The 21,491-nt window shown below is 65.4% G+C and carries 20 protein-coding genes; all 20 read left to right on the top strand.

Going from position 1 to position 21,491, the window contains the following annotated elements:
• The first annotated feature begins 300 nt into the window (after positions 1-300).
• The 20 genes from ACWA1Q_RS11760 to ACWA1Q_RS11665 all read left to right on the top strand — a co-directional run bounded on the left by ACWA1Q_RS11760 (position 301) and on the right by ACWA1Q_RS11665 (position 21,463).
• On the top strand, positions 301-1,116 hold the full coding sequence (locus ACWA1Q_RS11760) for an amino acid ABC transporter substrate-binding protein (RefSeq protein ID WP_463757549.1): 816 nt from the start codon (positions 301-303) through the stop codon (positions 1,114-1,116).
• Between the two features lie 135 nt (positions 1,117-1,251).
• Positions 1,252-1,857 carry an amino acid ABC transporter permease gene (locus tag ACWA1Q_RS11755; RefSeq protein WP_463760856.1) on the top strand — a complete coding sequence of 202 codons (606 nt, stop codon included), beginning with the start codon at positions 1,252-1,254 and terminating at the stop codon, positions 1,855-1,857.
• On the top strand, positions 1,844-2,629 hold the full coding sequence (locus ACWA1Q_RS11750) for an amino acid ABC transporter ATP-binding protein (RefSeq protein WP_463757548.1): 786 nt from the start codon (positions 1,844-1,846) through the stop codon (positions 2,627-2,629). Before ACWA1Q_RS11755 ends, ACWA1Q_RS11750 begins: the two co-directional genes overlap by 14 nt.
• A 132-nt stretch (positions 2,630-2,761) precedes the next feature.
• Positions 2,762-3,904, top strand: a complete 1,143-nt coding sequence (locus tag ACWA1Q_RS11745) for a hypothetical protein (protein WP_463757547.1) — start codon at positions 2,762-2,764, stop codon at positions 3,902-3,904.
• Between the two features lie 4 nt (positions 3,905-3,908).
• Positions 3,909-4,346, top strand: coding sequence for a hypothetical protein (locus ACWA1Q_RS11740; RefSeq protein ID WP_463757546.1), 438 nt, complete (start codon positions 3,909-3,911; stop codon positions 4,344-4,346).
• Positions 4,347-4,404: 58 nt separating this feature from the next.
• Complete coding sequence (locus ACWA1Q_RS11735; RefSeq protein ID WP_463757545.1) at positions 4,405-8,895, top strand: FtsK/SpoIIIE domain-containing protein; 4,491 nt, start codon at positions 4,405-4,407, stop codon at positions 8,893-8,895.
• A 111-nt stretch (positions 8,896-9,006) separates the two neighbouring features.
• Positions 9,007-9,303, top strand: coding sequence for a WXG100 family type VII secretion target (locus ACWA1Q_RS11730; protein ID WP_463757544.1), 297 nt, complete (start codon positions 9,007-9,009; stop codon positions 9,301-9,303).
• 81 nt (positions 9,304-9,384) lie between these two features.
• Complete coding sequence (locus ACWA1Q_RS11725; RefSeq protein WP_463757543.1) at positions 9,385-9,708, top strand: hypothetical protein; 324 nt, start codon at positions 9,385-9,387, stop codon at positions 9,706-9,708.
• A gap of 46 nt (positions 9,709-9,754) precedes the next feature.
• The gene (locus tag ACWA1Q_RS11720) at positions 9,755-11,104 is read left to right on the top strand and encodes a hypothetical protein (protein ID WP_463757541.1); all 1,350 of its coding nucleotides are present in this window, start codon (positions 9,755-9,757) and stop codon (positions 11,102-11,104) included.
• A gap of 45 nt (positions 11,105-11,149) precedes the next feature.
• Positions 11,150-11,749 (top strand): hypothetical protein, encoded by a 600-nt coding sequence (locus tag ACWA1Q_RS11715; protein ID WP_463757540.1) that lies wholly within the window; start codon positions 11,150-11,152, stop codon positions 11,747-11,749.
• Positions 11,746-12,369 carry a hypothetical protein gene (locus ACWA1Q_RS11710; protein ID WP_463757538.1) on the top strand — a complete coding sequence of 208 codons (624 nt, stop codon included), beginning with the start codon at positions 11,746-11,748 and terminating at the stop codon, positions 12,367-12,369. Before ACWA1Q_RS11715 ends, ACWA1Q_RS11710 begins: the two co-directional genes overlap by 4 nt.
• Positions 12,362-13,210 carry a hypothetical protein gene (locus tag ACWA1Q_RS11705; protein ID WP_463757536.1) on the top strand — a complete coding sequence of 283 codons (849 nt, stop codon included), beginning with the start codon at positions 12,362-12,364 and terminating at the stop codon, positions 13,208-13,210. The genes ACWA1Q_RS11710 and ACWA1Q_RS11705 overlap by 8 nt, the downstream gene beginning before the upstream one ends.
• 108 nt (positions 13,211-13,318) lie before the next feature.
• Positions 13,319-13,813: a hypothetical protein gene (locus ACWA1Q_RS11700; RefSeq protein ID WP_463757535.1), complete on the top strand. Its 495-nt coding sequence runs from the start codon at positions 13,319-13,321 to the stop codon at positions 13,811-13,813.
• Complete coding sequence (locus ACWA1Q_RS11695) at positions 13,810-14,727, top strand: hypothetical protein (RefSeq protein WP_463757534.1); 918 nt, start codon at positions 13,810-13,812, stop codon at positions 14,725-14,727. Before ACWA1Q_RS11700 ends, ACWA1Q_RS11695 begins: the two co-directional genes overlap by 4 nt.
• Position 14,728: 1 nt before the next feature.
• On the top strand, positions 14,729-16,345 hold the full coding sequence (locus ACWA1Q_RS11690; RefSeq protein ID WP_463757532.1) for a lipase family protein: 1,617 nt from the start codon (positions 14,729-14,731) through the stop codon (positions 16,343-16,345).
• Entirely contained in the window at positions 16,342-16,878 is a 537-nt protein-coding gene (locus ACWA1Q_RS11685; RefSeq protein ID WP_463757531.1) for a hypothetical protein, read from the top strand. Before ACWA1Q_RS11690 ends, ACWA1Q_RS11685 begins: the two co-directional genes overlap by 4 nt.
• A gap of 82 nt (positions 16,879-16,960) precedes the next feature.
• Entirely contained in the window at positions 16,961-17,794 is an 834-nt protein-coding gene (locus tag ACWA1Q_RS11680) for a PP2C family protein-serine/threonine phosphatase (protein ID WP_463757529.1), read from the top strand.
• Between the two features lie 8 nt (positions 17,795-17,802).
• The gene (locus tag ACWA1Q_RS11675) at positions 17,803-19,134 is read left to right on the top strand and encodes an FHA domain-containing protein (protein ID WP_463757528.1); all 1,332 of its coding nucleotides are present in this window, start codon (positions 17,803-17,805) and stop codon (positions 19,132-19,134) included.
• Positions 19,135-19,136: 2 nt separating this feature from the next.
• On the top strand, positions 19,137-20,759 hold the full coding sequence (locus ACWA1Q_RS11670) for a protein kinase domain-containing protein (protein ID WP_463757526.1): 1,623 nt from the start codon (positions 19,137-19,139) through the stop codon (positions 20,757-20,759).
• A complete protein-coding gene (locus tag ACWA1Q_RS11665; protein ID WP_463757525.1) occupies positions 20,756-21,463 on the top strand; it encodes a hypothetical protein in 708 nt (235 codons plus the stop codon). Before ACWA1Q_RS11670 ends, ACWA1Q_RS11665 begins: the two co-directional genes overlap by 4 nt.
• The last annotated feature ends 28 nt before the right edge of the window (positions 21,464-21,491 follow it).

Raw genomic sequence — 21,491 nt, 5'->3', positions numbered from 1 at the left:
TCGCTACTCGACCAGCGCGGGTGTTGGGTGCGGTCTCGATACGCGGCCTCGCTTCGCTCGGTCGCTACTCGACCAGCGAGGGTGCAGTCGCTACTCGACCAGGGAGGGAGCGGTCACCACTCGACCAACGAAAGTGGTGGGCCAATTCGGCATAAAAGAGCGCGGACGAGCGTTATGAGAACCGTAACCGTGCGTCACCAAGTTTGGCGCGCGCCCACAGGCGGCTTACGCTCACTGAGGCATTCGCAGAGGTCCGATCGACCCGGATGCCACGTTCCACATCGAAAAGGAAACCCACCTATGTCTTCACGTTTCTCCACAATCGTCGCGGCTACCGTCGCAGCTGGACTCGCCGTCACGCTTGCCGGGTGCTCAACAGCATCCGAGTCAGGGGGAGGAGAAACACCGCCCAGCGCACTCGAGCGCGTCACCGAAGCCGGAGTTCTCGTCGTCGGAACCGAGGGAACCTACAAGCCATTCAGCTACCACGAGGGTGGGGCTGGCGAACTGACCGGATATGACATCGACGTCGTCACGGCCGTCGCCGAAAAGCTCGACCTCGAGCTGGAGTTCCAGGAGACCCAGTGGGACGGCATCTTCGCCGGCCTCGAAGCAGAACGCTTCGACATCATCGCCAACCAGGTCTCGATCAACGAAGAACGCCAGGAACAGTACACCCTGACCGACCCGTACACGGTCTCACCCGGCGTGCTCATCGTCGCCAAGGACAACACCGACATCACGTCGCTCGATGACCTCGAGGGCAAGACCACCGCTCAGTCGAACACGAGCAACTGGTACGGCGTCGCCGAAGAAGCCGGCGCGAACGTCGAAGCCGTCGAAGGCTGGGCCCAGGCGATCGAACTGCTCGAACAGGGCCGCGTCGACGCCACCGTCAACGACCAGCTGACCTACCTCGACTACCTCAAGACCAAACCGGATGCCGGCATCAAGGTCGTCGCCGAAACCGACGAAGCATCGCAGAGCGCTTTCGCCCTCAAGAAGGGCAGCGACGACCTCGCCGAGGCCATCAACGAAGCGCTCGCCGAACTGAGCGAAGACGGCACTCTCGCTGAGATCTCCGAGAAGTACTTCGGTGAGGACGTCAGCAAGTAGGGCTTCGGCTGCGATACTGCCCTCATGACCGAGTGGCATCTCTTTCCCACAGCGGTAACTGCCGCGGCTGACGGAGCAGGCACCAACTGGGAGCTTGCCCTCACCTCGCTCTGGCCGCTGATCTCGGGTGCGATCATGGGCACGATCCCGCTCGCGCTCAGTTCGTTCGCGCTCGGGCTCGTCCTGGCGCTCGTCGTCGCCCTCATGCGGCTCTCGCGCAACAGAATTGTGTCTGGCATCGCCCGCGCCTACGTGTCGGTGATCCGCGGAACACCGCTGCTCGTTCAGCTCTTCGTGATCTTCTACGGTCTGCCATCGATCGGCGTCAAACTCGACCCGTGGCCGAGCGCGATCATCGCGTTCTCGCTCAACGTCGGCGGTTACGCGGCTGAAGTCATCCGGGCGGCGATTCTCTCCGTCCCCAAGGGGCAGTGGGAAGCGGCGTACACAATCGGGATGTCACGCGCTCGCGCTCTCCGCCGCATCATCCTTCCGCAGGCCGCACGGGTATCCGTTCCTCCGCTGTCGAACACGTTCATCAGCCTCGTCAAGGACACCTCGCTCGCGTCGCTCATCCTCGTCACCGAGATGTTCAAACAGGCACAGAAGATCGCGGCGTTCTCGAGCGAATTCATGCTCGTCTACATTGAGGCCGCTTTGATTTACTGGGTTATCTGCCTCGTCCTGTCGTCGGGGCAAAGCGTCATCGAGAAGAGGCTGGACCGCTATGTCGCCCACTGACCCGCGCCCAACGACCGAGCCCCTCCTCACCGTCACCGGCCTGCACAAGGCATTCGGCGACCACGAAGTCCTCCGCGGCATCGACCTCTCCGTCGACCCGGGCAAGGTCCTCGTGCTCATCGGGCCATCGGGTTCCGGCAAGACCACGGTCCTGCGCTCGATCAACGGCCTCGAGATCCCGGATGCCGGTGTCGTCACCGCGACGAACAGCATCCGTGTCGATTACGGCGCCAAACCGCCGCGTAAAGACATCCTCGCCCTGCGCGACCGCACCGCGATGGTGTTCCAGCACAACAACCTCTTTCCGCACATGACCGTGCTCGAGAACATCATCGAGGGCCCGGTCCAGGTCAAGGGCATCACCAAGAAGGACGCGACAGCTGATGCGGTCGAGCTGCTCGGTCGCGTCGGTCTCGCTGAGAAACGCGACGCCTACCCGTTCCAGCTGTCGGGCGGACAGGCGCAGCGGGTCGGCATCGTCCGAGCGCTCGCTCTCAAACCCGAACTGCTGCTCTTCGACGAGCCGACAAGCGCGCTCGACCCCGAACTCGTCGGAGAAGTGCTCGCCGTCATGAAGGAGCTCGCCGACGAAGGCTGGACCATGGTCGTCGTGACCCACGAACTCGCCTTCGCGCGACAGGTCGCCGACGAAGTGCTCTTCATGGACGGCGGTGTCATCGTCGAACGTGGTGCTCCACGCGACATCTTCACCGCACCGAAGCAGGAACGCACCAAGCAGTTCCTGCACCGGATCCTCTCGCCGCTCGACTGAACGTTCTTCGCCGAGGACACATCGAGAAGCGGTCGGCTCACGCGCCGCCAGCCTGCGCAGAAATGCCCGCTCTCGCCGGTAATGTGACTCGAACGGGGCCGAACCAGGCCCTGATCGACGAGGAGTGTCACCATGAGCAACACCACCCCCGGCCCTGGCGAAGAGCACATCGACGGCACCGAGCCGACGACGGACTCCGCTGTGAACGAGGACTCCTCGCAGAACACCACCCGCGAGTACGACGCCCCGCTCGCCCCGGCGATCCCGGCTGACGAGTACGCGCAGTCCGAGGAGCCCCGAACGGATGCTTCCGCTCCCGTTCCCGAGGAGTTCGACCCTGAGGCGTTCCGCGACTCCGTTCCCGCCGACGAGGAATCCGCTGACCGTGCGCCCGCCGAGCCGGTCTTCTCCGACGCGACTGTCGACACCGACAGTGCGGCAGCGGAGCAGCACCACATTCCGGAGGTTGCCGACGAGGCGTACTCCGAACCCACAGACACCCATGTCGTCTCCTCCTCCGAGCCGACTGTCCTCACCCAGGCCGACCTGCGCGAAGAAGAGGTCCGTGCCGAAGAAGCCGACACCGCCGTGTATGCCGACTCGACCGCTCCCGTCGTGCCCACACCGGCCGCCGAGGAACGCCAGGCCCCTGAACCCGACCGTGAGCCCGCCCGACAGCCCGAGCCCGAGCGAGCACCCGAACCGCAGGCAGCGCCGGCGCCGGTCCGTCAGCCGGTCTATGTCCAGGCCCCGAGCGAACCGAAGCCCAAGGGAAACCGTGGTTTCGGCATCCTTGTCTCGCTTCTCGCGACCGTCGTCTTCGCCGTTCTCTACGCCGCCGTTCTCGCCCTGCTGCTTCTCGTCAATGTCGGCAACGTCGACATCGTCGGTGACGTCCTCGTCCAGGCTCCGTTCTGGATCCCGGTCATCTTCTTCTTCCTCGGCATGGTGCTTCTCGTCTCGGTCGTGAACCGTGGCGGCTGGTGGGCGTACGTGCTCGGCGGTTTCGTCGTGGCCGCCATCGTCTACGGCTCGTACCTCGGTGGTGTCCTGATCGAACAGGCCGCAGACATCGCTCCGAGCCAGGTCGGCGGGGTCGTGCAGCGCGCGTTGCTCTCACCGGCAGCGGTCATCTCGTTCGTCATCGCCCGTGAGGTCCCGATCTGGTTCGGCGCCTGGGTCGCCTCCCGCGGACGCAAGGTCAAGGAGCGCAACGCTGAGGCTCAGCGTGAGTACCAGCGGATCCTCGATCAGGGTCCCGTCCTCGCCTCATAACCCCGTGGCATCCGACCCTCTCAGCCTGCGCAGAGCCCTGCTCACCGCAGCTGGCCTGCTCGTCGCGCTCGCGATCGGGGCGGCGCTCGTCGGTTCGCTGACCTCCCTCACCGGTACGGATGCCGTCGGCTGGCTCCCGCCCGTCATGGTCGTCGCGTCTGTTGCCGGGTACCTGGCCGTCCTGCTCAGGCTGAGCGGAGCATCCGGAACTCTCAGCGCCCTTCTCCTGCCGACACTCGGCGCGGTCGCGGCGTTCGTGATCGCCGGGGGAGTGCTGTTCGGACTTGGCGGAGGGGACCCGTTACGCGGCCCTCTCTTCGCACTCGGGCTGTTCACCGCACCTGGCGTGTATCTCGTCGCCGTGCTTTCTCTGATCGCCGCGGCGATCTTCCGGATGGGTACTCCTCCACATCGCGGCGCGCCGCACCGCTCGATAGGGTAGGGGCATCCCGGTCCCGGCGACATTTCTCGCCGGGACCGACCTGTGAGCAAGGACGACGATGCGCCTCAAACTGACCTATGCCCGTCCGACGGGTACCCGCGATGACATCATCGTCACCACGGATGCCGGAGCCACCATCGCGGAGGTCGCATCGACGATCGCGCGGGTCGACCCGGCAGAGTCGTTTGCGGGGGATGGGAACTACACCTTGCAGGCAGCATTGCCTGGGCACTCGGAGTGGCTCGCCCTGCCACCGGACGCGCCCGTCGGCGAGTCCTGGATCGGCTCCGGTGCCACCGTGCACATCTCCGACGCCGGCAAGTATTTCTCCCGGGCGAAGACCGGGCATGCCCCAACCCTCGCGACCATCACCGTCCTCTCCGGCCCTGACGTCGGACGGAGCATCCCGCTGTCAGCCGGGAGCTACACGGTCGGTCGCGACGAGTCCTGTGAACTCGTGCTCAACGACAAGATGGTGTCGAAGAAGCACGCGCGCATCGAAGTCGGTGACGCGGTCGACGTCGTCGACCTGGGTTCGGCAAACGGTGTCGAGGTCGACGGCGGCATTGTTCCCCGGTTGCGGGTCACCGAGACAGAGACCGTGCGCCTCGGAGACACCGACCTGAAGATCGCCCTGCACGAGTCCGTTGCCGAGGCAGGAGTCGCTCCGAAAGCAGGACCGATCTTCTTCAACCGCTCCCCGCGAGTGGAGCAGCGATACGGCGGGCAGGAGTTCACCGCACCCGAGGTTCCTGCTGAAAAGGATCCGCCCCCCTTCCCGCTGCTGGCGATGCTGACGCCCATGCTCATGGGCGGTGCGCTGTTCATGCTCAGCGGAAATCCGATGTCGCTCATTTTCGTCGCGATGACGCCGATGATGCTCATCGGTAACTACATCACCAACAAGCGACGCGAGAAGAAGGCCCTGAAAAGGGCGATAGCGAAGTTCGATACCCGGCTCGCTGATCTCGACGAACTTCTGAAGAAGGAGAGCGTCACCGAACGTGCCCTGCGGCTCGCCGAGGCGCCGTCGACGGCGGAAGCGCTCGAGGGGGCGATGAGGCGCGGACAACTGCTCTGGACCCGGCGTCCAGAGCACTGGTCATTCCTCAACGTCCGCCTTGGCACCGGTTCGATGGTCTCCCGAAACACGATCAAGACGAGTGAGCACGGCGACCTGCTGCCCAAGTTCCAGGAACGTCTCGAAGAACTGATCGCCAGGACGAAGTACGTCTCCGGCGTTCCGATCATCGACAACCTCCACGACTCGGGCGCCCTCGGCATCGCCGGCACCCCCACGGGAGCGATCGGGTCGCTCAACTCGATCCTTGTGCAGCTCACCGCCCTCCACTCGCCGTCTGAACTCGCCGTCGCCGCCATGGTCACCCCGCAGTGGGCAGACCAGCTGGCCTGGCTCAAGTGGATTCCCCACACGTCATCGCCGCATTCACCGATCGAAGGCATCCACCTCGCCGACAGCGCCGGCAGCGCCGCCAACCTCATGTCGGCGCTCGAGGAAATCATCGAATCCCGTGTCGCCGAGAAGAAGGCGAAGCTGCAGCGCCGCGGCGCCATGGCGCAGAAGGCCGCAGCTCTTGAGCGGGGTGCCGAGGTGGGCGCATCGAACGATGAAGGATTCCTGGCCCCGCTGCCCGCAATCGTCGTGCTCATCGCCGACGACGTCTCGGTCGACAGGGCCCGACTCGTTCAGCTCGCCGAAACGGCAGCGGATGCCGGCGTCTACCCAATCTGGATCGCTCGCGAGGTTGCTGCCCTCCCCGCCGTCTGCCGCACCTGGCTCTCGGTGCCCGAAGACGACGGCTTCTCGACCGTTGGGTATGTCCGCATCGGTGAGACCATCACCGACGTGGTCACCGAGCTCATCGAACCGCAGACAGCACTCGACTACGCCCGGAGGATGGCGCCGGTCATCGACGCCGGTGCCCTGGTCTCGGACTCCAGCGATCTTCCCCGGTCCGTCTCCATGGTCGCTCTGCTCGGCCACGACCTCGTCGAGCAGAGCGACGCCGTCATCGACCGGTGGCGGCAGAACACGTCGATTCATGATCGAACCCCTGGCATCGAGCCGAAGAAGCGACGCGCGGGCAAGCTCAGGGCCACGATTGGCTCCGGTGGTGTCGACGCCATGCACCTCGACCTCCGAACGCAAGGTCCGCACGCGCTCGTCGGCGGAACGACCGGTTCGGGTAAAAGCGAGTTCCTCCAGGCCTGGGTACTTGGCATGGCCGCCGAATACAGCCCCGACAGGGTCACGTTCCTGTTTGTGGACTACAAGGGTGGTTCGGCGTTCGCCGATTGTGTCAGCCTTCCGCACTGTGTCGGGCTGGTCACCGACCTGAGCCCTCACCTCGTCCGCCGCGCGCTCACGAGCCTCCGCGCCGAACTTCATTTCCGCGAGCACCTGCTCAACCGCAAGAAGGCCAAAGACCTGCTCGAACTCGAGAAGCGTGGCGACCCAGACAGCCCGCCCGCTCTCGTGCTCGTGATCGACGAGTTCGCGGCGCTCGCCGGAGAGGTCCCCGAGTTCGTCGACGGCGTCGTCGACATCGCCCAACGCGGGCGGTCGCTCGGCATCCACCTCATCATGGCCACGCAGCGACCAGCCGGTGTCATCAAGGACAACCTGCGCGCCAACACCAATCTGCGGATCGCCCTGCGGATGGCGGACGAATCCGACAGCGTCGATGTTGTGGGTGTGAAGGATGCCGCCCACTTCGACCCGGCGATCCCGGGTCGTGGACTCGCCAAGACCGGCCCCGGCCGGCTGCAGACCTTCCAGTCCGCGTACGCCGGTGGCTGGACATCGAGAGAGCCCGAGCGACCGGGCATCGACGTCACCGAACTGCGCTTCGGGGCCCAGGGGCGATGGGAAGAGCCAGGGCGAGGTGATGTCGACGAATCCCGCGACCTCGGCCCGACCGACCAGCAGCGACTCGTGGCATCCATCGTCCAGGCCTCAGACGCGGCCGAGATCCCGCCCCCGCGCCGGCCGTGGCAGGACGAACTCGCGACCGCATACGACCTCGGTAAGCTGCGCCAGCGCACCGATTCACAGTTGCTGCTCGGGGTGAGCGACCTGCCCGAGAAGCAGCTTCAGCTCCCGGTCTACTTCTCACCGGATGTCGACGGTCACCTGGTCATTTACGGCACCGGCGGATCCGGCAAAAGCACCGTGCTCCGAACACTCGCGACAGCGGCGGCGATCACCCCTCGCGGGGGACCGGTTGAGGTTTATGGGCTCGACTTCGGCGGCGGCAGCCTGCGGATGCTGCAGGACCTGCCCCATGTCGGATCGATCATCAACGGCGATGACACAGAACGTGTGATCCGGCTGATGCGGCAGCTCAAACAGGAGTTGGAGTCTCGCGGTCCGCGTTTCGCGGAGGCGAACGCGTCGTCGATCGTCGATTACCGTCGCCTCGCCGACCGACCCAACGAGCGGCGGATTCTCCTCCTCATCGACGGATTCCAGAACTTCCGTTCAGAGTTCGAGATTCCAGCCGGCCGCTCGCAGTGGTACGGGGTGTTCTCCGACATCATCTCCGGCGGTCGCCAACTCGGAATGCACGTCGCGTTCACCGCGGACCGCACCGGGTCGGTGCCGAGCTCGATCAGCTCGAGCGTGCAGCGCCGCGTCGTTCTGCGGCTCGCAGACGAGACCGCGTACGCGATGCTCGACGTGCCCGGTGACATCCTGTCGACCACCTCTCCAGCAGGACGGGCCATCGTCGACGGCGAGGAGACCCAGATCGCGGTTCTCGGCGGTTCGTCATCGCTCACCGACCAGTCCGTCGCGACCAAGGGACTCGCGGCGGCGATGACGCGCGCCGGCGTGATTCCTGCGCAGCCCGTCCGGTCGCTCCCGAAGGAGTACCCGGTCAGCGAGCTGCCCACCCGGGTCGGTTCGTTCCCCGCGATCGGCGTCAGCGACGAAGATCTCGGCCCCATCGGGATCGAACTCGCCGGGACGTTTCTCATCTCCGGTCCACCAGCCAGTGGTCGAACCACCGCGCTTCGAGGTTTCGTTCAGTCAATCGCGCGCTTCGACCCCCAGGTGCGGCTGTACTACATCGGCAACAAGCGATCCGTCGTCTCGCGAGACCCGCGTTTCATCTCGGCAGCGGTCACGATCGAGGATGCTGCGACGCTCGCCAAGGAACTCCTCGCCGCGATCGTCGACCCCGACACGGAAGGCACCATCGCCGTCTTCGTCGAACAGATCGCCGACTTCCTCCAGACGGCGGCTGACAATCCGATCGTCGACATGATCCGGGCGATCAAACGCAGCGATCACTTCATCCTGGCCGAGGCCGAGTCGAGCTCCTGGTCCAGCTCGTGGCCGCTGCTCGGCGAGTTCAAGAATGCGCGGCGAGGCATGCTGCTTCAGCCCGAAACCATCGACGGCGACATCGTGCTCAAAACCAGCCTGCCGCGCATGCAAAGGGTGGAGTTCCCGCAGGGTCGTGGCGTGCTCGTCTCGGGCGGAAAGTTCTCGCGGGTGCAGTTGCCCCTCGTCCTCGACGACTAGCGACACGACATGGGGAGTGGTCCCCATCGACGTGCCCGCTTCTGCTCCGTTAGGTTGATCACGTGGGGGCGATCCATACGGGATCTCCAAACCAAGGATTGGACTATCACCATGGCAAACATCAACGTAACCTTCCAGGACCTCAAGACCGCTTCCGGCCAGATCATCACCGGCAAGGGCGCCCTCGAGGACAAGATCAACGAACTGCAGCGCCTCGTGACCGACCTCGTGTCGAGTGGCTTCGTCACCGACCAGGCATCGGGCGCCTTCCAGGAGTCCTTCACCACCTTCACCCAGGGCGCAACCCAGGCTGTCGGCGGCGCACAGGGCATGGCTGACTACCTCACCAAGGCCGCTGACTCGCTGCAGAGCGCAGACACCGAGCTCGCAGCAGCTATTCGGGGCTAAGCTCCACAGCTTCTTCGGGGAGGGTCGGCTTCGGCCGGCCCTCCCCGACATCTTCATCCGACATCTTCCTGGGGGGATCTCATGAGCGACCAACTCGTCGTCAACGGCCAACTGCTTGAGCAGACGCAGACGAATCTGCAGTCGATCCTGACCGAATTCGAGGGCGCGGAGGAATTCAGCCAGACCGTGGCAGATCTGACGGGGCATTCGCGCCTCGCAGCACGGGTCACGGATTTCGCCACCAGCTGGAACATCAAGCGCGAAGAGACCGTCGAATTGGTGAAAGCGCTCAAAGACAGCGTCGGTGGTATCGCCGACACCTTCGACAGTCTCGACGCTGATCTCGCCGCTGCGCTCGCCGAAACGTCCGGGCCGCTCATTCCCGGCGTGCCGAACGCCGTCTAACCGCCGTCCTTTCGTTCTCCGTCCTGACTAGTTAGGTCCTCACTCCATGTCGTTCCCTCAAATCACCGGCGACCCGACCCAGCTGAAGATATACGCCAACCGGTACCTCAACCTCGCGGACGCCATCCGAAGTGCATCCGACACGCTCACCGCCGTCGGGAACAATTCCGACGGGAACAGGTCAGAGGCTGTGGACGAGATCCGGGTCAAGGCCAAGAAGGGCGGCGAGAGCATCGGCCAGGCCGAAGCGCGATACCGCACGACCGCAACGGCTCTCAACACCTATGCCACGGCGCTCGAAGAAGCCCAGGAAAAGGCTGCGGAAGCGCGAACCGAACATGAGAGCGCAAGTTCGAGTCAGGCCACAGCGCAGGCTCGAGCTGATGAATTCGCCGACAAAGCTGGAGTTCCCGGGGAGGATCAAGCAGCCGACTCTCGCTCCCATGCGGTCTGGAGCGGTCAGGCGACTACCTTCGGCGGCGCGGTTTCGGCCGCCCAGACGAAGTATGACGAGGCGGTCGCCGCCAAGGAGGCCGCAGGCAATGTCGCAGCCGATGCCATCGAGGCGGTTGTCTCGGGCGACGATCTCAGCGACAGCTGGTGGGACAAGCTCGTCGACTTCGTTGAGAAGATCGGCGACTGGGTTGCGATCGCCGCTCTCCTGCTGTCGTGGGTACCCGTGCTCGGCCAGATCCTCCTCGCTGTTTCCGCGCTGATCAGCATCATCAAACTGATCGACTCACTGATCAAATTCGCCAATGGGGAGATGACGCTCGGCGAAGTCATCGGTGCGGCCGTGGGTGTCGTCCTCAGCCTCATCGGTGGCAAGATTCTGACCGTGGCCATCAAGGGGGTAAAAGCCGCACGCACGGGTCGAGCTCTGTCAACGGCAACGAGGGCCCAGCAGAACGTATTGCGAACTGCGACCGCGCAGACAAGGTCGAAGGGTGTCACTCGAACGCGGAATCTCGCCGACAAGGCACACCGAAAGAGCATGAACGAGCTCAAGGATACGTTCGCGCCGAGGACCCTGGCCAAGGAGCTGAAGGACGATGCGGTCAAGCCGTTCAAGGATCTGAAGGATGCTTTCAAAACCCCGCCAGAGGCATCCGAATTCCTGCGGTCGCTTACCGAAGGCAAAAACGGCAAGTTCATGGAGAAATTGCAGCAGGGAGACGTCACCGACTTCTCGGAACTGCTGCGGTCAGCGGACTGGTCCGATATGCCGGCCGATGTCCGAGCCGAGATCATCCTGGAGGGCACCAACGTGTTTGGGGGCGCCGCCGAGACTCTCACCGCGCCGTTCATTGATCTGCCTCTGTCAGAAGACTCACTGGTCTCCGCGGGCTCCGACGCCGTCACGTCGCGGATCAGTGACTCGGTCGATGCCCGCTAGCGGGAAACAGTCCCCTCACACGACGGATTCTGTAGGGTGGCGTAAATGACTGCAACAGAGATCGTCGGCGTGCGTCTCGACCTCCCGGACGACTGGTACGACGTAGACCTCGACGCGGAGGACGCGGCTGCATGGATCGACTCGCTTCCTGTCGTTTTCGACGACAACGTCGACAGGGATGTCTTCGCCGGGATGCTGACCTCTTTGCGCGACGCCCTGATCACCGACGAGGTCGACGTGGCAGCCATCCAGCTGAGATCACCGAACCGCGGAAGCATCGGCGCGGCCATGATGCTTGAACTCCTGCAACGCGGAGAGAACGACACACCAGAGAGCTTTCTTGCCTTTGCCGAGTCGCACCGGAACCTCCGGAGCCCCGAACTCAACATCAGTGCATTCTCGTCCTGGGCCGGCACACATCCGTTCGGCGATCTCGTCGGTTTCGCTTACCTCGCTCTGGTGACGGATGTCAGCAGTGGTGAAGGCACCCTCGAAGAACGTGCGGTCTTCACGATCTTCCCGGATTCGACCACTCAACTGGTGCAGATCACCTTCCGGACCGCTCGACTCGGCGTGTTCGAGGATCTCGCTGAGGAAACCTCGGCGATTGTCGACAACATTGAGCTGGAGATGGAACCGGCATGACGCGTCAAGTGAGTCTCACTGGGGCGGATCTCTCCCTGATCCTCCCGGGATCGTGGGCCGTGGTTCCGCTGACCGACACGGCCGCCGCTTCGGCTCGAATCGCTGCCCTCATCAAGAAGCAAGTAGGCAGGAATGATCGTCTTGCCCATGTGCGCCGCGAGCTGAAAGCGAGCCTCATCCAGTCGGCAGAAGAAGCCATCGCCATCGGCGCCGTCGGGTTCGCTATCTCGCTCGAGATACTTCCGGGTATCCCATTCCCTGCATCGCTCATCATTGTCCCCGGTGACTGGCCAGCGCCCGTCGAGAACGACGACCGAACCGAAACACAGCGTCTCCTTGCGGCGTATCCCGGATCGACCCTCGTCGATGACGAGGCAGAGCGGCCAATCGTTCGTCGGCACGAACTGGTGAGGACGACCTACGAGACAGAAACGTCGACGGACCTGCGCGTCAACTACTGGCTCCCCGCCGGGGACGGTTCACGGCTCGCCCGCGTGCACGTCAAAGCGCCGATGGCACACACACCCGCGCTGTGGCTCGAGTTATTCGACACCATCGTTGGCTCGCTGGGTTGGCTCAGTGAACCATCGCGCGAAAATGAAGGAGCAGGGGTTGTCTGACAATGTCTCAGAGGCCGGCACAGCAGACTCCGGAACACCCGGCAGCGGTGAGCGCACCCGCAAAGTGATCGCCGTCATCGGCAATACCGTCGGTGCCCTCGCCCTCGTTGTCGCCATCGCTGTCGTCGTCGCCATCCTGTGGTTCACCAACGCTGGAGTTTCGATCCGTGAGGTCATCGAAGACGACCGGTCCGGCACAACCACTATTGCGTTTCCGACGCTCATGCTGCTGCTCTCCCTCATCGGGTTCTTCTTTGGCCAGTTCGCGGCCCGCGGGCGCTGGGGAGTCGGTCCGAACACGTCCACCTGGAGCAGCGGTACCTTCCGGGTTGTCCTGAATCCGCTTGGCGTGCCGATGCACGCCGCTTTCCTTGTCCTCGCTCTGCTGGCCTGGGCGCTTGTTCTCCCGCTTCCGGTCTTCCTCGAGTCGTCCGGCCGGCTCACCCTCGACGAAGGGGGGACTCCGGCCGAACAGTTCTGGTTCACCGTCGTCGTCTACGGCGTCGTTTCCGGTGCCATCGCGGCGATTGTGGGCGTCTCGCTCCTCAAGAAGCTCAGCTACAACCGGAATCTCGACCGCGGACGTGCCTCGATCGTCGATGGCTCACCGTCTCAGGTGCTCTGGCGACGGTTCTCGCACATCTGGCGCGGTGAGCTCATGGTCGCCGCGCTCGGCGGAGCAGCTCTGGGCCTCGCGCCCCTCGGATTTCACCTGGACAGCGCCGCGTACGGGTTCTCCTGTGCGGCTGCCGGAGTCGTGCTGCTCATCGTCGCGATCGCGCTCGCACTCAACTCATGGCGGTCCGGCCTGCCCGTCGAGCGCGTCGAGTCGTACACCTAGATCCGCTCGGCGGGGGAGCCAATGGGTACGTGTACCCATTGGCTGTGCCCGCCGCCGCTCCTAGGGTGAGAGACGTGACCTTCCCCCAGCGCGATCCCCGGTGGCGACGTGTACGGCGACACTGAGCAGATTCGGCTCCGTGCCACAGAATTGCGCGGAGTGGCGAGTGACCTGCGGGAGAAAGCATCCGTCCTGATCCGTGCGGCCGACGCGGACTGGGTGTCGACCGCCGCAGCAAAGTACGCCGAAGAAGCCCGGCAGAAAGCCGTGAAGCTCGGTTCGCTGGCTGACGACGCGGATGCCGCTGCCCAGGCGGTCGAGGACCACGCCGCAGCCGTCGACGCGATGAAAGCCGCCATCGAGAGTGCAGCGGACTGGCTCTCCGACCGGTGGAACGATGCCAGCACGCTCGTCGGCAACACGGTCGAGACGCTCAAGGAGGGTGCAGGCAGAGTCTTTGAATTCTTCGGCAGAGAAGTCCCCGGCGCCCTCGTCAACCAGGCCAGAAACCTGGTCAGCGGCATTCCGCGCCTCCCCGAACCCGGCTCGATCGACTGGCTCGACGCGGCCGAAATCACCAAAAGAAACGGATGGGCCGAATGACGGTACCGCTCGCCGACGCCCGGCGCACCCGCTTCCTGCTCTCCGCCGACGAATGGCACGTTCTCACGTCCCGTATCGACGCGATCCGTGTTCCGGTCGAGTTCGTGTCGGAGTGGGACGACACCGTCTCGCCCGCTGAGCGGGAACACCGAGAAGCGGCGGCACTGGCCTCGCTCCAGCAGCGCAAGCTCGTCAATGCCGGAGTCCGCCCGGATGAGCCTGACCTGACGAGTTCCCTGCACACCGCCCTTGGCACGGTGCTCTCCCTGCCGCAGGTCGCGACGACCGTGATCGACATCGCCGCGTGGGGGTCGTCGAGAAGCGTTCTTCAGTCACTGTCCGTCGCCGGCGGGTTCTGTCTCGGTCTCGTCCGCACCCAGCGAGTGGTCGCGGCATCCGACGCGAACATCGAAACGGATGCCACGGGCCGCGTTCTCGACGAAGACGCGGTCGAGATTACCGCGTGCGCCACGACCGACCTGGTCGACGAAACCCTGCGGTCACTGGATCTCGTCGACGACCGGTCGTCGACCAGGGCCGGGCCGGTCACCGTGCTCAGCATCGCTGACGCGACAGCGATCGTTCTCGCCGCCCGGACGGGGAACCCGGCGCTGGTGCAGGAAGCGGCCCGGCGGGCAGAGCTGGGCGACGACGCCGCGGGCGTTGCCGCGCTTGCCGGCGCGATCGCCGGTGGATTTTCGCTGCGAATGCACGACACCTCGACCGGCGCGTCGTGGGCACCGGCCTGGTTGTTCACGGCCGAGGGCTGGGTCCGTCTCGGGGTCGATGTGGGCACCGGACCGGTAACCGCCCACGGGCTCGCCGAGAGCGGGCAAGTGAGCGTCAGCACATCGTCTCGAGCAGCCATCACCGCGGAGATCCTCGCCGTGGTCGCGACGAGACTGGGGTACTGACGTGGGTGATGTCACGGTCTCAGGAGGGGTCGGCGGGGTCGGCGCCAACCTCGAGGACATGCGCACCCAGGCTGCGAACCTTCGTGACCTCGGCGGGCACCTCGCCGGCAAAGGAGTGGACGCCGGTCGGGTCCTGCTCGACCCGAACTACCTCCAGTCCGTCGTGCTCTCACCGGTTACCGCGGGAGGCGTCGCTCTCCAGGTCGCGAACGTCACCGGTGGGCTCGCGCTGCTCGCGACCGAGGCCACCGTCATCGGGTTGTTCCTCGACGGCGCCGTCGTGACGTATGAACTGGTCGACTCAACACTCGCGGCGCTCGCCGAAGACCTCGCCAACGCAGCGACCTTCACCGTCGGAGTCTTCGCCGTTCCGCTGGTCGTCGTCACCGCTGCCGGTGCGCTGCTCTTTGCCGGTGCAGCGGGGGTGGACGCACTGATCGACGAGTCGGTCGATGCCGTGACCGCCGGTCTGGCCGGCACCGCCGCTGCACTGCTCCGGAACCCCTGGCTCGCAACGGACCCGTCAGCGTTGATGATCATCCTCGCCCAGCAAAGTGCGGCGAACTTCTCCGGCGATGATGTCGTCGCTGACTTCTCCGACACCATGACCGACGCGCTGCAGGACCTCAATGAACTTGCTGGTGAACAGAGCTGGTTCGTCGACGTCATCGCAAACGGCGCACCTGGTTTGCTCACCGGGCTTTCGTTCGACCTGACCGCACTCATGCCGGCGCACCTCGGAGCGATGACCGCGCCCGCAATCAATCAAGCTCTCTCGTCGCTCACCGGAGCCCCGTGGCCGCCGCGCACCTATGAAGAGGCGCTGCAGGCCATCATTGGCGGCGGGCAGAAATTCGGAGCATTCGACGACGGCGGGGTGGAGCTGTTCGACCTGGAGCCACCGAAAGGAGAAGCGATCAGTCCGCCGACCAGTATTGAGGACCTCATGCACTCCTCGCACAGCATCGATGCCCAAGACGGTGACAACACCTACGCACGTATTCGTGTGGTCTCAGCGGGAGGGGAGCCGCCGCACTGGATCGTGCAGATTCCCAGCACCCAGGCCTGGTCGCCCGAAGCCGGCTCCACCCCGAATGACCTCACCAGCGACCTGCACGCCATGGCGGGGAACCCGACGGTTCTCGCTGCAGCGGTTGAACAGGCGATGGTCGCAGCAGGGATCGACCCCACCGACCCGGTCATGCTCGAGGGTTTCAGCCTCGGGGGCATCACCGCCGGCCTCCTGGCGGCAGACGAGTCCCTGCCATTCAACGTCACCCACGTGGTGACCGCCGGCTCACCGATCGCGCGCTTTCCCATCCCGTCCGACATCGAGGTGCTCTCTCTTGAACACTCCGAAGACCCGGTCGCTCGACTCGATGGTCGAGGCAACCCGGTCGGCGCCAACTGGACGACCGTGCAAGCCGACGCTCCGCTCCTCGAGGGTGAGACGGCTGCCCCGGGGATTGCCGCCTCTCACAATGCTGAGCGCTACGCTGAGACGGCTGCCGCCGCGAGCGAGATGGGCGACCCGAGTTACGACCACTTCGTCGACTCGGCGTCTGACTTCTTCAGCGAGGAAGGCACAGTCATCGACCAGGGAGCGAGACGCCCATGACTTCTCGAACGCGTACACGATCGACCGTGATGCTCGGAACGACCGCGCTGCTCGCCGCCGGGATGCTCAGCGCCTGCTCGTTCGGCGGCGGCGCCGCGCGGCCGGGCGGCACGCCGAAAGCTGCTCACTCTCACAGCGACGCAGAGGATGCCATCTCCGGGCTGCCCGGGATCACGTCCGCCGAGATCGCCACGTCGACAGAGGGCACACCGAATCAGGTGCTCCTGCTCGCACGGGTCTCAGCGGAGTATGCGGCAGACCCCGCCGCTCTTCTCGACTACGTGCTTCAGGAAGCGTGGTCGACGACGGATCAGAAACCCACCACGACCGTGCGCGTGGAACTCGTCATCGACGGCCAGGATCTCGACCTCGAGGCGCTCGCCGAACAGATCGGACTGGCGGGGTCTGTCAACGCGAAGAACAAGTACGACGCGAGCGTGCGAATCCAGGTCGACGAGATGGCGACGGCCTACGGTCCGTGGCCTGGCGCGGTGCCGTCACCACCGAAATTCCTCACGAACCCGACCGAATGACGAATCGCTGTCGCGTCGGCCGCCTCGATGGGCACAACTCCCCATCGAGGCATCCAGCCCGGATCCATAGGATGGCATGAACATGGCTGCCCAGATAGAGATCATCACAACGTCACGCTCGGTCGTGACGGTCAGTGTCACCGGGCGGAGCGAGACGGGTCACGTCCGCGAGCACAACGAGGACAGCCTGATCGCATCGGCTCCGATCTTCGCCGTTGCCGACGGTATGGGCGGGCATTCCCGCGGCGACCTCGCGAGCCAGGCCATGGTTCACCAGTTGTCGCACAGCATCCGACCGGGCGAACCGACGACACCCGAAGCGGTCTTCACCGCCATCACGGCCGCCAACTCCTTCATCAGAAGCTGGGCGGCACAGTCAGGAATCGCGGGAACGACCGTCGCAGGACTCGCGCTCGTGAGCCTCTCGAGCCAGGCCGACTGCCACTGGATGGCGTTCAACATCGGTGACTCCCGCGTGTACCTGTGGGACGACAACATACTGCGCCAGGTCACCGTCGACCACTCCGCGATCCAGGAACTCCTCGACGCCGGCTCGATCACCGCCTTCGAGGCGCTCACCCATCCCGAGCGCAACGTCGTGACGCGCGCCGTCGGTGTCGAGGTGGATGCCGACCCGGACGTGTGGCTGCTGCCGGCCTCGGACCAGCAAACCTTCCTCATCTGCTCGGACGGACTCACCCGTGAGGTGTCGACCGAGCAAATCGAAGCCGTTCTCCGCTCCGGAGTCGACGACCCCGCCGACCGGCTCGTCGAGCTCGCGCTCGAAGCAGGCGCCCATGACAACGTCACCGTGCTGATTGTCGACTCCTCGACCGTCGACACGGCCGCGCCCCGCCCGGGATATCATGAAAACCGGTCGCTTGGTTATCTCGAGCAGACCCTGCCGAGAGTCTGAGGGGTGACATGAGCGGCTACAGCTACGAACCTGCGCAAGCTTCCGATTGGCTGGCCGTCGCGACGGCCGGCCGTCTTCTTGTTGCCCGTATCGATGAAACGTCGGACCGTGTGGCGCGACTTGCCGCCACCGCCGACCCCGAGGCATCCGTTCAGGACGTGCTCGACATCCTCACGGCAGACGGCCTCACTGCCACGGGTCCCTTCGCCCTCCTGTTCTGGGTCGACGGCGATCTCACGACGAACGGACTCGGGGTCATCCTGCGCGGCGACGCTGTTGTCATCGTCGACACCGCAGACGGAGAAGTGACGGTCTCGTCGCGGGGCGTCACCACCTGGACCGAACAACTCATCGAACACCCCACCGGATTCCGCGTCGACGTCGACCCGTCTGCCGCACCCAACCGGGCACGTCTCCCGCTGGAACAGGGTGCCGCCTGGGTAAGGCGGGTCAGCCTTGACGCTGCCAGGTCAGGCAAGCGAGCACGCTCAGCTCCCGCGCCGGAGAAAGCGCCCACGCCGGAGAAGGCTCAGCCGGCAGCGAGCCCGGCGCCCGTCGCACCGAACCTGGCAACGCCGGAGCCTGCACCGGTGCACGAGGAAACCCGGGTCTTCCACACGACAACGACGAACCACGACCCGGATGCTTCGGAGTCGGGCGAAAACGAAGCGAACGCCACCGGAGCAGCTGAACCCGAGGCAGACGGCTACGACTATCTCTTCGGGGCGACGGTGTTCCGCCCGGTCGGGGCGGCAGCGGTCCTCGCCGCCGAGAACGACGACGATGCGTCCCCGGCGGCCGACCCGACACCGGCGACGAGCGCCGAGAGCCCCGCACCGGCTGCTGCACCGGCACCGGCCGCTCCAGCGCCTGCCCCGGCCGCTCCGGCACCCGTCCTTGGTGACCATGACGGCAGGACCATGCTCGCGTCAGACATCCATGCTGCCCGGCAACGGGCAGGCTCTGCTCCCTCGACCCCGGCCGCGTCGGTCACTCCGCCGCAATCGGCGGGCTACACGCTCCAGCTCCCCGATGGGTCGACGAAAGCGCTCACCGCCCCGGTAATCCTGGGACGCGCGCCGAGCGTGTCGAACGTGCCGGCATCCGTTCTTCCTCATCTCGTCACGCTCACCGGTGACGACATCTCCCGCAGCCACGTGCGTGTCGCCGTCGAGGGAGACACCGTCGTCGTCACCGACCTGCACTCCTCCAACGGCACCCACGTGATCGCACCGGGCAAGCTGCCTCAACTGCTCCGCGCCGGTGAGCCGACACCCGTCATTGCGGGAACGAAGATCGACCTCGGCAGCGACGTGCTCCTGCACGTCACAGAGGCGTAAGCGTGGCCGCGCGCGGTGTCGCGACGCCTCCCGAACTGCCAGGCCTCCGGTACTCCCGGCTGCTCGGCTCGGGCGGATTCAGCGATGTGTATCTCTATGAGCAGGAGCTTCCCAAGCGCCTCGTCGCCGTGAAGGTCCTCGCATCCGACGACCTCAGTGACACGTCGCGGGCCGCGTTCGTTGCCGAAGCGAACCTCATGGCGCAGCTGTCCGCACACCCGTACATCGTCACGATCTACCATGCAGCCGTCGCTCCGGATGGTCGCCCGTACTTCGTCATGGAGTACTGCTCGGGCCCGAGCCTCGCCGAGCAATACAAGCGCGCACAATTCAACGTCGCCGATGCGCTCCGCACCGGGGTGCGTGTGTCGAGCGCCGTCGCGACCGCGCACGCCGCAGGCATCCTGCACCGCGACATCAAGCCGGCCAACGTTCTCACCAACAGCTACGGCTGGCCGGCCCTCACCGACTTCGGAATCTCGAGCGCCGTCGACATCGAGCTGCCCGTGAACGCAGCAACACGCGCGGCGAACAACGCCGGGGGAGCGACGGCAACGGGCAGCATCGGCATGTCGATTCCCTGGTCGCCACCCGAGATGTTCGACGACCACCCGCAGCCGGACGTACGCAGCGACGTCTTCTCGCTCGCGGCCACCCTCTACACGCTCCTCGTCGGGCACACGCCGTTCGAGGTTCCCGGAAAGCCCAACGGCACCGTCGACCTCATCGGCCGGATCGAACGCGGCACGATCACCCCGATCACGCGTGCCGACATCCCGCGTTCGCTCGTCTCGATCCTCAACAAGGGGATGGCCGTCTCCGCCGACGACCGGTTCGCGACGGCTGTGGACTTCGCCCGGGCCCTGCAGCGGGTCGAGATGGAACTCTCCTACGCGCCGACGGCGATCGACGTGCCGAACCTCACCGTGCTCGAGCGCGTGCACGACGAGGAAGCAGCAGACGCCGGCGACGTCACCCGCATCCGCGGCGTCTCCACCGTTCACGCCCAGCCGGTCGCGCCGGCCGCACCCCCGGCAGCGACGCCAGCTGCGCCAGCGCCATCGGACGGCGCCGACCCCACGGTCATCCGACGGATGCCTTCGGTCCAGCCCCACGAGTCGCCCTCCGGTTCTGCGGTCGGTGAGAACACGGTCATCCGGCCCCGTGCGTCGGCGGAACCCGAAGCCGAATCAACCGATCAGACCCCCGCCCCCCGCCGCAAGCTCTGGCCGATTCTCACCGGAGCAGCGGGCGTTCTCGTGATCGGGGGAGTCGTTGCCGCGGCCCTCGTCTTCGCGCCGGAGGGCGACGAACCGAAACCGACCCCCACCGCGACATCCGACATCATCACCGTCGGCGTTCCCACCCCAGACTCGGTCTCGGTCGCGCCGAACCAGGCAGGCACCAGTTTCACCTTCACCTGGGCGAACCCGGACCCGCAGGACGGCGACCGGTACATGTGGCACCGCAGCGACGGGTCAGACACCGGCAACCCGGTGTCGACCGAAGACGAGTCGGTGACCATCGACGGTGTGACGAACGGCGACGAGGTCTGCATCGAGGTGTCGATCCGCCGCAGTTCGGGCAAGACGTCCACCGAGCCACTGGAGATGTGCAGCCAATGAAAGCTCCCCGCGTCGAGTTCTGCGGTGAATGGTACGACCTGACCCCGGGCGAACCGTTCTTCGTCGGTCGTGAATCGGACCTCGTGATCGACGAGAACCCGTTCCTGCACCGCCGGTTCCTCTCCATCAGCCAGGAGAACGGGCTGTGGTGGCTGTCGAACGTCGGTAACCTGCTTGCGGCGACCGTGACAGACACCACCGGCCAGGTTCAGGCGTGGCTCGCGCCCGGTGCCCGGCTTCCCGTCGTCTTCCCTGAACTGCAGGTCATGTTCAGCGCCGGGTCGACCACATATGAGTTCACCATCCACTCGGAGTCCGAGTACTTCGGCACAACGTCGATGACAACGATGCAGGCGGGAACCACCACGGTCGGTCCGGTGCACCTCACGAGCAGCCAGCGACTGCTCATCGTCGCGCTCGCCGAAAACGTGCTCAAGCAGGACTCGCCCGGACGGGGAGAGATCCCGGCGTCAGCGGATGCCGCGGCGCGGCTCGGCTGGACGCAGACCGCCTTCAACCGCAAACTCGACAACGTGTGCGACAAGCTCGACCGCATCGGTGTCCGCGGGCTCCGAGGAGCCCGCGGCAAACTCGCGACCGGTCGCCGTGCCCGCCTCGTGGAATACGCGGTTTCCTCGCGCCTCGTCGATACCGCAGACCTCGTGCTCCTCGACCGCGAGGCATCCGCCCCACCCACGACCTGACCCCGTTTTGCACTCGAGATTGCAGTTG

The sequence above is a fragment of the Mycetocola sp. TRD_SC_2 genome (assembly GCF_055361225.1).
Note: the sequence above shows the minus strand (reverse complement) of the source record. Positions and strands in the feature narration are given on the sequence as shown.